Source organism: Bacillus sp. JKS001846 (assembly GCF_900176455.1).
In the GTDB taxonomy this organism is placed as follows: Bacteria; Bacillota; Bacilli; order Bacillales; family Bacillaceae_G; genus Bacillus_A; species Bacillus_A cereus.
The window spans coordinates 476890-489204 of record NZ_FWYG01000001.1; the positions used below are offsets into that span (position 1 = coordinate 476890).

Below are 12315 nucleotides of genomic sequence, written 5' to 3' on the forward strand. Positions count from 1 at the left end.
CACATTTTGTGGATAAACCTTGTTTGTCTTTTGGATAAATCTCATAGTAAACTAAAAATATACAAGTATTTAAGGGTAGAAAAGGACGTGGAAAAAAATGCATACAAACATGTGGGTTGTGGATAATGTTGTGGAAAGAAAAAAATATTATCCACAGTTACAAGAAGCAGCAAAATTATTAAGAGAAAATGAGGCGGTTGCTTTCCCTACGGAAACAGTATATGGGTTAGGTGCAAATGCGATGGATGATGAAGCAATCGCGAAAATTTTCCAAGCGAAAGGAAGACCGAGTGATAATCCACTTATTGTCCATATAGGTACAAAATCTCAGTTAGATGGGATTGTGAAAGAAATTCCACCAGTTGCAGAGAAGTTAATGGCGCATTTTTGGCCAGGACCATTAACAATTATTTTGCCGAGAAAAGAAGGGATTTCAGAGAAGGTGACGGCAGGACTTAATACGGTTGGAGTAAGAATGCCTGATCATCCAATTGCACTTGCTCTTATTGAAGAGGCGAATGTACCTGTTGCGGCACCAAGTGCGAATCGTTCAGGGCGTCCAAGTCCAACATTAGCTTCTCACGTATATGAAGATTTGAATGGGAAGATTGCAGGTATTGTTGATGGTGGTGCAACTGGAGTAGGCGTTGAATCAACTGTAATTGATTGTACAAGCGCGGTTCCAACAATATTACGTCCAGGTGGGATTACGAAAGAACAATTAGAAGCGGTGATAGGTACTGTTTCTTTAGATCCAGCTTTAAAGGATGAGAAGGAAAAACCGAAATCGCCTGGAATGAAATACACACATTATGCCCCGAAAGCACCACTTAGTATTGTTGAGGGCTCACGTGAGTTTATTCAGCATCTTGTGGATGAGAAAAAGGAAGAAGGATTTAAAGTAGGCGTATTAACGACAGAAGAGTATCAGAATGTATATAGTGCTGATGTTATATTATCTTGTGGTGTTAGAAGTGACTTAGCTAGTGTTGCGACTAAATTATATGATGTACTTAGAACATTTGATGCAAGTGAAGTGGATGTTATTTTTAGTGAGTCATTCCCTAATGAAGGAATAGGGAATGCAATTATGAATCGTTTAACAAAAGCGGCAGGACATCATATTATTATTGAATGATAAGGTAAGATTAGCAAACAGAATATTTCTCCTTGGATAAGCATATTGTGAAGTAGCACGTCCAAGGAGGGGCATGAATGACGTTTGAACAGCTAATACCTTTAATAATTATGGCATTCGCCTTAGGGATGGATGCGTTCTCGGTGAGTCTTGGTATGGGGATGATACCCCTAAAGTTAAGACAAATCCTGTATATTGGTATGACGATAGGGATATTTCATATTATTATGCCGTTTATAGGAATGGTACTAGGTCGTTTTTTATCAGAGAAGTATGGAGATATCGCACATTTTGCGGGTGCTATTTTATTAATCGGACTAGGGTTTTATATCGTATATTCGAGCATTTTACAAAATGAAGAGACTAGAACAGCCCCTATTGGAATTAGTTTATTCGTATTTGCATTTGGCGTCAGTATAGATAGTTTCTCAGTAGGACTTAGTCTTGGTATTTATGGAGCACAAACAATTATTACGATTTTACTTTTTGGATTTGTTAGCATGTTATTAGCGTGGATGGGTTTATTAATTGGGAGACATGCGAAAGATATGCTCGGTACATATGGTGAGATAGTAGGGGGTATCATTTTAGTTGGGTTTGGATTATATATCCTTTTTCCTATATAATTTTATGGAGGAGGGAATTATGAACAAGCTATTGGAATGGTATGTTAAATTTTTAACCTTCTATCCTCGATGGCTAAGAAGACTTATAATTTGGGGTATTATTTTGCAAATTTTGATGTTAGGTTGGATTAAGTTAATTCGTGAATGGTGAGATAGTTCCTTTCTGTGAATATTTTGTTTGTACTATATTTATTGCGCTAAAAATTACAGATATAGAAAGGATGAGATGAATGACGAGATTGAAGCAAGTTTTTGGTATTATTATTAGTTTTTTTGTTTTTTGGTTTAGTATGCTCGGTGTACAAATGTTTGCTGAGTTTTTAGATATTGAGTCATTGAAATTTGTTGCGGGAAAGACTGAGGCGGCGCGTGCCTTTTACTCTCCGTACCCGTTTTTAATTGTTTTTCTTATTACATTGCTTTCCCTATACTTCTTCGTAATTAAGCTAGGGAAGCCGAAAAAAGAGAAAATGCCTACTTTAGAGGAAAAGAAGGAAGAATTACAATGAGAAAATCCCCTGCTAAAAAGCAGGGGATTTTATATTTGAGTGATGGGAGGAATCTAGCCGCCTTGTTTTTAAATATATCCAGCTCCAGCGACAAGCTCACTCGCATGAAGCAAAAAGCGCTTCAAGGTCGAGAGCTTGAAGTGTCCTGCGATTCTGAACGAGCCGCTTCCGCTTTTAGATATTATCCAGTTCCAGTGGCCAGCTCTTCGCATCTAAGAACCTCCCGCACGAAAGGTAAAAAGCACCTTTTGTGCGAGAGAACCTTAGCTGGTCAGAGCTAAACGGGCCACTTCCACTTTTAGATATTATCCAGCTTCAGCGGCTAGAATCTCCGGTCATTTCGCTCTCTCGCATGAAGCAAAAAGCGCTTTCAGGTCGAGAGCTTGAAGTGCCCTGCGATTCTGAACGAGCCGCTTCCGCTTTTAGATTGGCCTAACCAATTCAAATTGTTCTCCTAATTTTGCATAGTTGTGTCCTGCTAGGCGGCTTATTGGTTTGAGTCCTTCGGCGTGAATGCGCCCTTTTTCATATAGATGTTCGGCAACGTGGAAACGAACGACGCGTCCAATTAGTAGATCACAAGCTGGTGAGTCTTCCGTTCCGCCAAGTGGAATTGCACGTTCTAATACGCATTCCATTCGAATATTTGCTTCTTTTACACCTGGAACAGAGATGACTTCACTTTCAATTGGTGTTAGTTTTGCTAGTTCAATTTCACTTTCATTTGGCGGGAGGTTAGCTGCTGTTTCGTTAATTGCTGCTACATATGATTCGTCAGAAATATGTACGACAAATTCTCCTTTTTCAATTGCGTTTCGGGAAGTGTCCTTTCTTTCTCCGGCTTTTCGTTGTACAGATACTGAGATAAGTGGTGGATTAGCAGCGACAATATTGAAATAACTATATGGTGCTCCGTTTAGTACGCCTTCTTTTGTTACAGAAGTAACGAATGCGACAGGACGAGGGATGATACTTCCAGTAAGTAATTTGTAATTATCTTTTTCAGTTTGTTCATTTGGATTAATGGATAACATGCTTGTAATCCCCTTTCTAAATATGAATACTTATTGTTTGTTTACAAGATAACGATGAGAAAATCCTGCTGGAAATAATATTTTGTTTCATAAAAAGAACTTACTTCAATTGTAATGAAGTAAGTTCTTTTTTCAAGAATCTCAAATTTGAGATAAAAACTAAAGTAAAACGTATGCCCCAGGTCCGATTAAAGCTACACCAACAGCGACAGCGATTAACATTAAGTTATATTCATATCCGTTTTGTGTTACCCAGTAACCATTTTTTCCGTGAACAGTGAAGATAGCCATTAACATTGTTCCAACGATAAATAATGAACCAACTACAATGAAAATACCTGATGCAAATAAGAAACCACCTAGTAATTCAGTTGCGCCAGCCATAAATGCCATAAATACACCAGGACGTAAACCGATTGACTCCATCCAGCCACCTGTTCCTTTTAAACCGTAACCGCCGAACCAACCAAATAATTTTTGAGCGCCATGACCCATGAATGTAATTCCTATAATAAGACGAATAATAAGTAGACCGAAATCCATCATTTTTAAAAACCTCCTGAAAGTTATTAACTTATCTTACGTAAGTAATAATAAAATAGTTACTTACTTTAGTCAAGTGGATTTTGAAAAAAGTTTGAATTAAATTTTACAAATTAACAACAAAAAATAAAATGTAGTAAAGACCTCTAGACAAGTTGGGCAAAAAAAGAGAAAATATAAATAGAAGTTAACTTCTAATTGTTATTCAGACAATCAGAATTGACTGGAATTTTGTGAAGCGCTACAATAAGAGTCTATTAGTAATGACGTAATTTATTTCGAAAGCGTTTTTACAGTATAATATTCGAAGTATGAAGTCTTACATGTATCCCGAGCTTTACTAGGGATTGCCCTATAAACTTTTAGGTAAATTATAAGGAGGACTATCCTATGTTTAAAAAATTATTCGGTCTTGGTTCAAAAACAAATGAAGAAACAATCGTAGCTCCATTAACTGGAGCAGTGAAAAATATTGAAGAAGTACCAGATCCAGTATTTGCTGGTCGTATGATGGGTGACGGTGTTGCAATCGATCCTACTGAAGGTGTAGTTGTATCTCCAGTTGATGGTGAAATCGTACAATTATTCCACACAAAACATGCTATCGGAATTAAAGCGAAAAACGGTACAGAAATTTTAATCCACGTTGGATTAGAAACTGTAAAAATGGAAGGCGAAGGTTTCGAAGCTCACGTTTCTGAAGGCCAAGCTGTAAAAGCTGGAGATAAATTAATCTCATTCGACTTAGAATTAATCCGTGAAAAAGCGAAAAGCACAATTACTCCAATTGTTATTACAAACACAGATGCAGCTGAGTCTATTAAGACAACTGTAGGCGTAGCAGCTACAAAAGGTTCAACAGAAGTAATGAAAGTTACAATGAAATAATTGCAATATAAGAGGGATCCGTTTCGTATGAAATGGATTCCTTATTTTTGTTGCATGTTCAGCATGTATGTTAAAATACTCTAGGCACTTGGAAATAGGGTTTCACATATATGTGGATAAGGCGCATTTTTCTTAGAAAAAATATAAGAGAAGTGCGCCTTTTGTATATTCACATTTCTTTTGTTCTATTCTAATGTAAGTTATGATGAATGGTAAGAAATCGAATATAGGGGTGGGTTTGAATGAAACGAGTGTTATTTGTTTGTACTGGCAATACATGTCGTAGTCCAATGGCTGAGGCGTTGCTTCGTCATCACGGAGGAGATAAGTTTGAAGTGCAATCTGCTGGTGTTTTCGCCTATCCTGGGAGCGATGCATCGGTACATGCGAAGGAAGCTTTAGCTGAAAAAGGAATTTTAATTGATCATGCGGCGCAGCAAATAAATGAAACTTTGCTTGATTGGGCTGATATTGTCGTAACGATGACAGAAAACCATAAGCAAATTGTACTTGGGCATTATCCGAGCGTTGAAAAGAAATTAAATACGTTATATGGATTAACTGAAGGTATAGGCAAGGACATTTCAGATCCATTTGGAGGCTCGCTTTCTATTTATAAAGAAACGTTAGATGAGATGGAAAAACTTGTACAAACTTTACTGAAAAAACATTCAGTAGGTTGATGTTTCGTGTATAATACGATATTGGAGATCACTTCTTCCTATGTGAGGTAGCGAGTGTGAAATGAAGATAATTGATTGAAACTTTGGAGGGGTAAAAATGAAAGTAGTAATAGCATCTGATCACGGCGGTATGAATATCCGCAAAGAACTTGTAAGTTTATTAGAAGAGTTAAATATTGAATATATTGATTTAGGTTGTGAATGTGAAGCTGGTTCTGTTGATTACCCTGACTTTGCGTTTCCAGCAGCTGAAATGGTAGCGAATGGTGAAGTAGATCGTGGTATTTTAGTTTGTGGGACAGGCATTGGTATGTCAATCGCAGCAAACAAAGTAAATGGTATCCGTTGTGCGTTAGTTCATGATACTTTCAGCGCGAGAGCAACGAGAGAGCATAATGACACTAACATGCTAGCGATGGGTGAGCGTGTAATTGGTGCTGGTCTAGCGCGTGATATCGCGAAAATCTGGTTAACAACTGACTATGAAGGTGGTCGTCACGAAAACCGCGTAGGAAAAATTAAAACATACGAAACAAAGTAATAGATTCTAACTATCAGTAGTGTGAAATATAATTTGGTGAACCAACCTGTGAAAGGAAGAGGCGTAATGACAGAAATCGTAAAGGTAAGAGAACAGCTACAAATGTCGCTTTCTGATTTCCAAGAACAAGCTTCATTACAAAGCGGTCAAATTTTTGTAGTGGGTTGTAGCACGAGCGAAGTGCTAGGCGAAAGAATTGGAACATCAGGAACGATGGAAGTAGCAGAGGCGATTTTCTCTGAGTTAAAACAATTTCAAGAGCAAACAGGTATTGAATTAGCGTTTCAATGTTGTGAGCATTTAAACCGTGCTTTAGTAGTTGAGAGAGAAGTAGCGATAAAATATCAATTTGAAATTGTAACAGTTACGCCTGTTAGATCAGCAGGTGGTGCATTGGGGACATACGCGTATCACAATTTGAAAGATCCGGTAGTAGTTGAGTTTATTAAAGCTGATGCAGGAATGGATATTGGTGATACATTTATCGGTATGCATTTAAAGCATGTAGCTGTTCCGGTTCGTACAAGTGTGAAGGCAATTGGAAGTGCGCATGTAACGATGGCCAAAACACGTGGAAAACTAATTGGTGGAGCGCGTGCTGTCTATGCGGCAGTGGAAGAGACTACCACTTGCCGTTAAATATGAGAAATTAGGAAGTCATATAGTAACTGTTTATCATAAGATAAAAGGTATGTTGTCTGACTTTATAATAGAAGAAAGAAAAGACCGATTTTCGGTCTTTTTTTTCTTTTATGATATAGAAAGTCATGTTAGAATGTAGTTGAAAACATGAAGGTTCGAAAGAATTACAACCTGAATTTTCGTTTTTTCTGAATAAATAAGAAAAAACTGTTGGGAATCGATGTAATTCGTTCAGAAAAGGGGGATTTTGGTGGATCATTTAAAACGTCAAGATGAAAAGGTATTTGCTGCAATTGAGGCAGAACTAGGAAGACAGCGTTCAAAGATTGAGTTAATTGCTTCGGAAAACTTCGTAAGTGAAGCAGTAATGGAGGCACAAGGTTCTGTTTTAACGAATAAGTATGCTGAAGGATATCCTGGAAAACGTTACTATGGTGGCTGTGAACACGTAGACGTAGTAGAAGATATCGCACGTGATCGCGTGAAAGAAATTTTCGGCGCAGAGCACGTAAATGTTCAACCACACTCTGGTGCACAAGCGAACATGGCAGTATACTTCACGATTTTAGAGCAAGGCGATACAGTACTTGGTATGAACTTATCTCATGGTGGTCACTTAACACACGGAAGCCCTGTTAACTTCAGTGGAGTACAATATAATTTCGTAGAATATGGCGTGGATGCTGACTCTCACCGTATTAATTACGATGATGTATTAGCAAAAGCGAAAGAACATAAACCAAAATTAATCGTTGCAGGTGCAAGTGCATACCCTCGTGTTATCGATTTCAAGCGATTCCGTGAGATTGCAGATGAAGTGGGCGCTTATTTAATGGTTGATATGGCACATATCGCTGGTTTAGTAGCTGCTGGTTTACACCCAAATCCAGTACCACATGCACATTTCGTTACAACGACAACACATAAAACGTTACGTGGTCCGCGTGGTGGTATGATTTTATGTGAAGAGCAATTTGCAAAACAAATTGATAAATCAATCTTCCCTGGTATTCAAGGTGGTCCACTTATGCATGTAATCGCTGCAAAAGCTGTTGCATTTGGTGAAGCACTTCAAGATGATTTCAAAACATATGCACAAAATATCATTAACAATGCGAACCGCTTAGCTGAAGGTCTTCAAAAAGAAGGACTTACACTTGTTTCTGGAGGAACAGACAATCACTTAATCTTGATTGATGTTCGTAACTTAGAAATCACAGGTAAAGTAGCAGAGCACGTATTAGATGAAGTTGGTATTACAGTGAACAAAAATACAATTCCATTTGAAACAGCAAGCCCATTTGTAACAAGTGGTGTACGTATCGGTACAGCAGCTGTAACATCTCGTGGTTTCGGTTTAGAAGAAATGGATGAAATTGCGTCACTTATTGCTTATACATTAAAAAATCATGAAAATGAAGCTGCATTAGAAGAAGTACGTAAGCGTGTAGAAGCGTTAACTAGCAAATTCACAATGTATCCAAATCTATAATAGATTGAAGAAGACTGCCGAGACTTAATTGTTTTGGCGGTCTTTTTTGTGGACATATATTATTTTTAAAGTATGTATACAAATGATGAATAAATTTTGGCGATATAATGAAGGATACAGCTCCCATAATTGGTAAAGATACTAGATAGATTCATCGTAAAATCATGATTTTGCCAAATTTGCCCTTGAATATTAGTAGCGTTTTCTTTACAATCGTAAATAGTGTAAAAAAGCGTGCAAACGCATGAATATCATCTAAAGGAGAGATTCACATGGGAAAACTGTATGTATTTGATCACCCGTTAATTCAACATAAGATTACATATATTCGCGATAAGAATACAGGTACGAAAGATTTTCGTGAATTAGTGGACGAAGTAGCAAGTTTAATGGCTTTCGAAATTACTCGCGACCTTCCACTTAAGGACATTGAAATTGAAACACCTGTAAGCAAAGCGACAACAAAAGTGATCGCTGGTAAAAAACTTGGTTTAATTCCGATTTTACGTGCAGGTTTAGGAATGGTTGATGGAATTCTGAAATTAATTCCAGCAGCAAAAGTAGGACACGTTGGTTTATACCGTGACCCTAAAACATTGCAACCGGTAGAATACTATGTGAAACTTCCAACGGATGTAGAAGAGCGTGACTTTATCGTACTAGATCCGATGCTAGCAACAGGTGGTTCTGCGGCTGAAGCAATTAACTCTCTGAAAAAGCGCGGTGCGAAACAAATTAAATTAATGTGTATCGTTGCAGCTCCAGAAGGGGTAAAAGTAGTACAAGAAGAACATCCTGATGTTGATATTTATGTAGCAGCATTAGATGAGAAATTAAATGACCACGGATATGTAGTACCAGGTCTTGGTGATGCTGGTGACCGTTTATTCGGAACGAAGTAAGACAACTGACGAGCAGGGGAGATTCCCCAGCTCGTCTTTTTTGTTGTAAGCAAGTAGGGGAGGGGGAGAGGATAAATATACATCGTATATACAACATAAGTTGCATACACCTCACATATAATATAGAAGTCTTACGTCTGAGGAACACTATATTATGGAAGAAAAGCGTTATATCTCGAAAATATAATAGTGACAAACTTGTGAACATTTCCTTCTATTATAAAGAGAAAACTGTTAGAAATTGCATATATGTAACCAGTATTTAGAAGGGGAACGTTTTCATTTTTGGGAGGAAATGCCTAATACTCAAATTTTTAGATTTTTTACGATTTCTCGTTGACACTGTTAATACCCTATTGTATGCTAACAACGGGGATAGATGGTAGGGCTTTCAGTGACAAAATTACATCTATTCCGTGACGAAAATGTAAACTTTTTGTTTTGTATAGGATTTATGCAAAAAAATGAGTTATTATTAACACATCGTGAATGAGGGTTACATATTGGAGGGATGAATCCTTGCAAAAAAACGATCGCAGCCATATAAAAGCTTATGCTTTAATGTCAGGTATTCTTGCTCAATTAGTCGGTTCTATTCTTGTTGGAATCTTTGGTGGGCAGTGGATTGATAATAAGGTTGGAACGTTTCCGTTGTTTCTTATTATAGGGTTATTACTCGGACTAGGAACAGGGGTATACGCAATGATTCGACTCATTCGACATTACTATTCGGGAGAGCAATGATGATAGACGTACATGGACTTGTCCAAAGACAAAAGAAATATATGTACTACTTGCTTGCGCTTCTAGTGCTAGGATGGGGATTTACCTCTTACAAGGATGTATTTCTTGGACTGATTATCGGGACGATTTTCAGTTTTCTTAGTTTGCGCATCATTGCACGTAGAACAGACAAGCTGCTAGATCGCGTAACAAATGGAGAAAACGTGAAGTTCAAGGCAACAGCGGTAAGTACATATTCAAGATTCGCCACGATTGGGTTATTAATTTTATTTGCAGCCAAATATCAAGAGTTAATCGCGATGTGGGGCCTAGGTGTAGGATTGCTGACAGGATACCTTGTCATGATCATAGATTTTCTTTATTTAGAGTATAAGAGCAGGGAAGAGAGGTGAATTACTAGTGGAACACGGTAAATTAGTTGAATTTCTAGGTTTAACGTTCGATTTGTCATCAGTTATGATGGTTACTGTAGCAGCAGTTATTGTTTTCTTAATCGCTGTTATTGGAACTCGCAGCTTAGCTCTTCGCCCAACCGGAATGCAAAACTTCATGGAATGGGTGTTTGACTTCGTGAAAGGGATTATCAATAGTACGATGGACTGGAAAACAGGTGGACGTTTCTTAACGCTTGGCGTTACGCTTATCATGTTTATCATCGTATCGAACTTCCTTGGTTTACCATTCATGTATTCAGCAACTGAAGCTGGCGAACATATTGCATGGTGGAGATCACCAACGTCTGATCCAGCAGTTACATTAACATTAGCCGTGATGGTAGTTACCCTCACCCATTATTATGGAATTAAGATGAAGGGTACGAAAGAGTACGTAAAAGGTTATTTCCAACCTATGAAATTCTTATTCCCATTAAAGGTTATTGAGGAGTTTGCTAACACATTAACGTTAGGTCTTCGTTTATTTGGTAACATTTATGCAGGTGAGATCTTATTAGGATTACTTGCTAAGTTGGGCGGAGCATCAGTCCTTGGGGCATTAGGTGCGCTTGTACCAATGTTAGCATGGATGGGATTCAGTGTATTCGTTGGATCAATCCAAGCATTTATTTTCGTTATGTTAACGATGGTTTATATGGCTCATAAAGTAAGCCATGACCATTAATATAATTTAAGTAAGAAAAAATTTATTTTTTTATAATACAAAGGAGGACAAATTAAATGAGTTTAGGTGTAATCGCAGCTGCAATTGCAATTGGTTTATCAGCATTAGGTGCAGGTATTGGTAACGGTCTTATCGTATCACGTACAATCGAAGGTGTTGCTCGTCAACCAGAATTAAAAGGCGCACTTCAAACAATTATGTTCATCGGGGTTGCTTTAGTTGAGGCACTTCCAATCATCGGTGTAGTTATTGCATTCATCGTAATGAACAAATAAGGGAGACTCCCCTTACATAGATGGCGAAGAGTGTTTTTCCGAACTTTCTTCGCCATTGCTTTATGAATGAAACGTATGTCTTTTTTTTTCATATGATCAATTTAGATATTTTGAAGGGAGTGAATCCTTGTGCCAACTTTATTATTAGGTGCTGCCATTCCATTTGGAACGATTGCTTATACATTGTTCATTTTCTTACTTCTATTAGTAATGCTACGCAAATTTGCGTGGGGTCCTTTAATGGGAATTATGAAAGAACGTGAAGAGCATGTTACTAATGAAATCGACGCTGCAGAAAGAAGTAATGCTGAGGCGAAGAAGTTAGTAGAAGAACAACGTGAAATGTTAAAACAATCACGTGTTGAAGCACAAGAGTTAATCGAAAGAGCGAAAAAGCAAGCTGTAGATCAAAAAGATGTTATTGTTGCTGCTGCGAAAGAAGAAGCAGAATCAATTAAAGCATCTGCTGTACAAGAAATTCAACGCGAAAAAGAGCAAGCAATTGCTGCTTTACAAGAACAAGTTGCTTCTTTATCTGTTCAAATTGCTTCTAAAGTAATTGAAAAAGAGTTAAAAGAAGAAGATCAAGTGAAGTTAATTCGCGATTATATTAAAGAAGTAGGAGAAGCGCGATGAGCAATGGGATTGTAGCAAAACGTTATGCTGTCGCTCTTTTTAAAATTGCTAAAGAAAAACACGTATTAGAAATGTTTGAAGAGGAATTACGCCTTGTACAAAACGTTTATGTAAAGAACGGAGAACTACATAGCTTTTTAACGCAACCGAACATTTCAAAGGAACAAAAGAAAACGTTTCTTGCAAACGTATTCGGATCTGTTTCTGAATCTATTTTAAATACGTTATATATTTTAATTGATAACAAACGCATTGATATCTTACCTGAAATTGCAGATGAATATGTTGTTCTTGCTAATGAAGAACGTAACGTAGCGGATGCAACTGTATATTCTACTCGTCTTCTATCAGAAGAAGAGAAGCTTAACATTGCTGAAGCATTTGCAAAGAGAACGGGAAAAGATGCAATTCGCGTGAAAAATGTTGTAGATGAAGATTTACTAGGCGGAATTAAAGTACGTATTGGAAATCGCATTTATGACGGAAGTTTACAAGGAAAATTAGCACGTATTCAGCGTGAATTAATGAAGAATAGATAGGGGT

19 protein-coding genes are annotated in these 12315 nt (G+C 37.5%); 17 read left to right on the forward strand and 2 right to left on the reverse strand.

All coding sequences use genetic code 11. The features are described 5' to 3' along the window. The first annotated feature begins 97 nt into the window (after positions 1–97). The 4 genes from B9A45_RS02575 (at position 98) to B9A45_RS02585 (ending at position 2273) form a co-directional block, all read left to right on the forward strand. Positions 98–1138 carry an L-threonylcarbamoyladenylate synthase gene (locus B9A45_RS02575; RefSeq protein ID WP_084063837.1) on the forward strand — a complete coding sequence of 347 codons (1041 nt, stop codon included), beginning with the start codon at positions 98–100 and terminating at the stop codon, positions 1136–1138. Between the two features lie 77 nt (positions 1139–1215). Next, positions 1216–1764, forward strand: a complete 549-nt coding sequence (locus B9A45_RS02580) for a manganese efflux pump MntP (protein WP_000142463.1) — start codon at positions 1216–1218, stop codon at positions 1762–1764. Between the two features lie 19 nt (positions 1765–1783). Beyond that, the gene (locus tag B9A45_RS32535) at positions 1784–1915 is read left to right on the forward strand and encodes a hypothetical protein (RefSeq protein ID WP_256891701.1); all 132 of its coding nucleotides are present in this window, start codon (positions 1784–1786) and stop codon (positions 1913–1915) included. Positions 1916–1994: 79 nt separating this feature from the next. Beyond that, positions 1995–2273, forward strand: a complete 279-nt coding sequence (locus B9A45_RS02585) for a DUF3935 domain-containing protein (protein ID WP_000197472.1) — start codon at positions 1995–1997, stop codon at positions 2271–2273. A gap of 422 nt (positions 2274–2695) precedes the next feature. Here B9A45_RS02585 and B9A45_RS02590 read toward each other — a convergent pair whose 3' ends face one another. Both B9A45_RS02590 and B9A45_RS02595 read right to left on the reverse strand, forming a co-directional pair. After that, the gene (locus B9A45_RS02590; protein ID WP_000949054.1) at positions 2696–3307 is read right to left on the reverse strand and encodes a flavin reductase family protein; all 612 of its coding nucleotides are present in this window, start codon (positions 3305–3307) and stop codon (positions 2696–2698) included. Between the two features lie 159 nt (positions 3308–3466). Continuing rightward, complete coding sequence (locus tag B9A45_RS02595; RefSeq protein ID WP_000968616.1) at positions 3467–3853, reverse strand: DoxX family protein; 387 nt, start codon at positions 3851–3853, stop codon at positions 3467–3469. Between the two features lie 387 nt (positions 3854–4240). Between B9A45_RS02595 and B9A45_RS02600 the strand changes: the two genes are divergently transcribed. The 13 genes from B9A45_RS02600 (at position 4241) to atpH (ending at position 12311) form a co-directional block, all read left to right on the forward strand. Continuing rightward, positions 4241–4738 (forward strand): PTS sugar transporter subunit IIA, encoded by a 498-nt coding sequence (locus B9A45_RS02600; protein WP_000473665.1) that lies wholly within the window; start codon positions 4241–4243, stop codon positions 4736–4738. A gap of 242 nt (positions 4739–4980) precedes the next feature. Further along, the gene (locus tag B9A45_RS02610) at positions 4981–5421 is read left to right on the forward strand and encodes a low molecular weight protein arginine phosphatase (protein WP_000832368.1); all 441 of its coding nucleotides are present in this window, start codon (positions 4981–4983) and stop codon (positions 5419–5421) included. A 97-nt stretch (positions 5422–5518) separates the two neighbouring features. Next, the gene (gene rpiB / locus B9A45_RS02615; protein ID WP_058839686.1) at positions 5519–5962 is read left to right on the forward strand and encodes a ribose 5-phosphate isomerase B; all 444 of its coding nucleotides are present in this window, start codon (positions 5519–5521) and stop codon (positions 5960–5962) included. A 66-nt stretch (positions 5963–6028) separates the two neighbouring features. Further along, on the forward strand, positions 6029–6601 hold the full coding sequence (locus B9A45_RS02620; RefSeq protein WP_000136376.1) for a TIGR01440 family protein: 573 nt from the start codon (positions 6029–6031) through the stop codon (positions 6599–6601). Between the two features lie 253 nt (positions 6602–6854). Beyond that, the gene (gene glyA, locus B9A45_RS02625) at positions 6855–8096 is read left to right on the forward strand and encodes a serine hydroxymethyltransferase (RefSeq protein WP_000349807.1); all 1242 of its coding nucleotides are present in this window, start codon (positions 6855–6857) and stop codon (positions 8094–8096) included. A 272-nt stretch (positions 8097–8368) separates the two neighbouring features. Then, positions 8369–8998, forward strand: coding sequence for a uracil phosphoribosyltransferase (upp, locus tag B9A45_RS02630; protein ID WP_000517539.1), 630 nt, complete (start codon positions 8369–8371; stop codon positions 8996–8998). 379 nt (positions 8999–9377) lie between these two features. Beyond that, positions 9378–9491, forward strand: a complete 114-nt coding sequence (locus tag B9A45_RS02635) for a DUF4024 domain-containing protein (RefSeq protein ID WP_000232962.1) — start codon at positions 9378–9380, stop codon at positions 9489–9491. A 26-nt stretch (positions 9492–9517) separates the two neighbouring features. Then, entirely contained in the window at positions 9518–9742 is a 225-nt protein-coding gene (locus B9A45_RS02640; protein WP_001171223.1) for an AtpZ/AtpI family protein, read from the forward strand. Continuing rightward, entirely contained in the window at positions 9742–10134 is a 393-nt protein-coding gene (locus B9A45_RS02645) for an ATP synthase subunit I (RefSeq protein ID WP_000567600.1), read from the forward strand. The genes B9A45_RS02640 and B9A45_RS02645 overlap by 1 nt, the downstream gene beginning before the upstream one ends. A 7-nt stretch (positions 10135–10141) precedes the next feature. Further along, on the forward strand, positions 10142–10861 hold the full coding sequence (gene atpB, locus B9A45_RS02650; RefSeq protein WP_000399871.1) for a F0F1 ATP synthase subunit A: 720 nt from the start codon (positions 10142–10144) through the stop codon (positions 10859–10861). 56 nt (positions 10862–10917) lie between these two features. Then, positions 10918–11136 carry a F0F1 ATP synthase subunit C gene (gene atpE, locus B9A45_RS02655; RefSeq protein ID WP_000052064.1) on the forward strand — a complete coding sequence of 73 codons (219 nt, stop codon included), beginning with the start codon at positions 10918–10920 and terminating at the stop codon, positions 11134–11136. A 129-nt stretch (positions 11137–11265) separates the two neighbouring features. After that, complete coding sequence (gene atpF / locus B9A45_RS02660; RefSeq protein ID WP_001142618.1) at positions 11266–11772, forward strand: F0F1 ATP synthase subunit B; 507 nt, start codon at positions 11266–11268, stop codon at positions 11770–11772. Beyond that, entirely contained in the window at positions 11769–12311 is a 543-nt protein-coding gene (atpH, locus tag B9A45_RS02665) for a F0F1 ATP synthase subunit delta (RefSeq protein ID WP_000064683.1), read from the forward strand. The genes atpF and atpH overlap by 4 nt, the downstream gene beginning before the upstream one ends. The last annotated feature ends 4 nt before the right edge of the window (positions 12312–12315 follow it).

Coding starts and splice junctions, on each gene's coding strand:
- B9A45_RS02620 (WP_000136376.1), top strand. CDS start 6,029: ATGACAGAAATCGTAAAGGTAAGAGAACAGCTACAAATGTCGCTTTCT.
- upp (WP_000517539.1), top strand. CDS start 8,369: ATGGGAAAACTGTATGTATTTGATCACCCGTTAATTCAACATAAGATT.
- atpE (WP_000052064.1), top strand. CDS start 10,918: ATGAGTTTAGGTGTAATCGCAGCTGCAATTGCAATTGGTTTATCAGCA.
- B9A45_RS02585 (WP_000197472.1), top strand. CDS start 1,995: ATGACGAGATTGAAGCAAGTTTTTGGTATTATTATTAGTTTTTTTGTT.
- B9A45_RS32535 (WP_256891701.1), top strand. CDS start 1,784: ATGAACAAGCTATTGGAATGGTATGTTAAATTTTTAACCTTCTATCCT.
- B9A45_RS02580 (WP_000142463.1), top strand. CDS start 1,216: ATGACGTTTGAACAGCTAATACCTTTAATAATTATGGCATTCGCCTTA.
- B9A45_RS02610 (WP_000832368.1), top strand. CDS start 4,981: ATGAAACGAGTGTTATTTGTTTGTACTGGCAATACATGTCGTAGTCCA.
- B9A45_RS02635 (WP_000232962.1), top strand. CDS start 9,378: ATGGTAGGGCTTTCAGTGACAAAATTACATCTATTCCGTGACGAAAAT.
- B9A45_RS02575 (WP_084063837.1), top strand. CDS start 98: ATGCATACAAACATGTGGGTTGTGGATAATGTTGTGGAAAGAAAAAAA.
- B9A45_RS02595 (WP_000968616.1), bottom strand. CDS start 3,853: ATGATGGATTTCGGTCTACTTATTATTCGTCTTATTATAGGAATTACA.
- rpiB (WP_058839686.1), top strand. CDS start 5,519: ATGAAAGTAGTAATAGCATCTGATCACGGCGGTATGAATATCCGCAAA.
- atpH (WP_000064683.1), top strand. CDS start 11,769: ATGAGCAATGGGATTGTAGCAAAACGTTATGCTGTCGCTCTTTTTAAA.
- B9A45_RS02590 (WP_000949054.1), bottom strand. CDS start 3,307: ATGTTATCCATTAATCCAAATGAACAAACTGAAAAAGATAATTACAAA.
- B9A45_RS02645 (WP_000567600.1), top strand. CDS start 9,742: ATGATAGACGTACATGGACTTGTCCAAAGACAAAAGAAATATATGTAC.
- B9A45_RS02600 (WP_000473665.1), top strand. CDS start 4,241: ATGTTTAAAAAATTATTCGGTCTTGGTTCAAAAACAAATGAAGAAACA.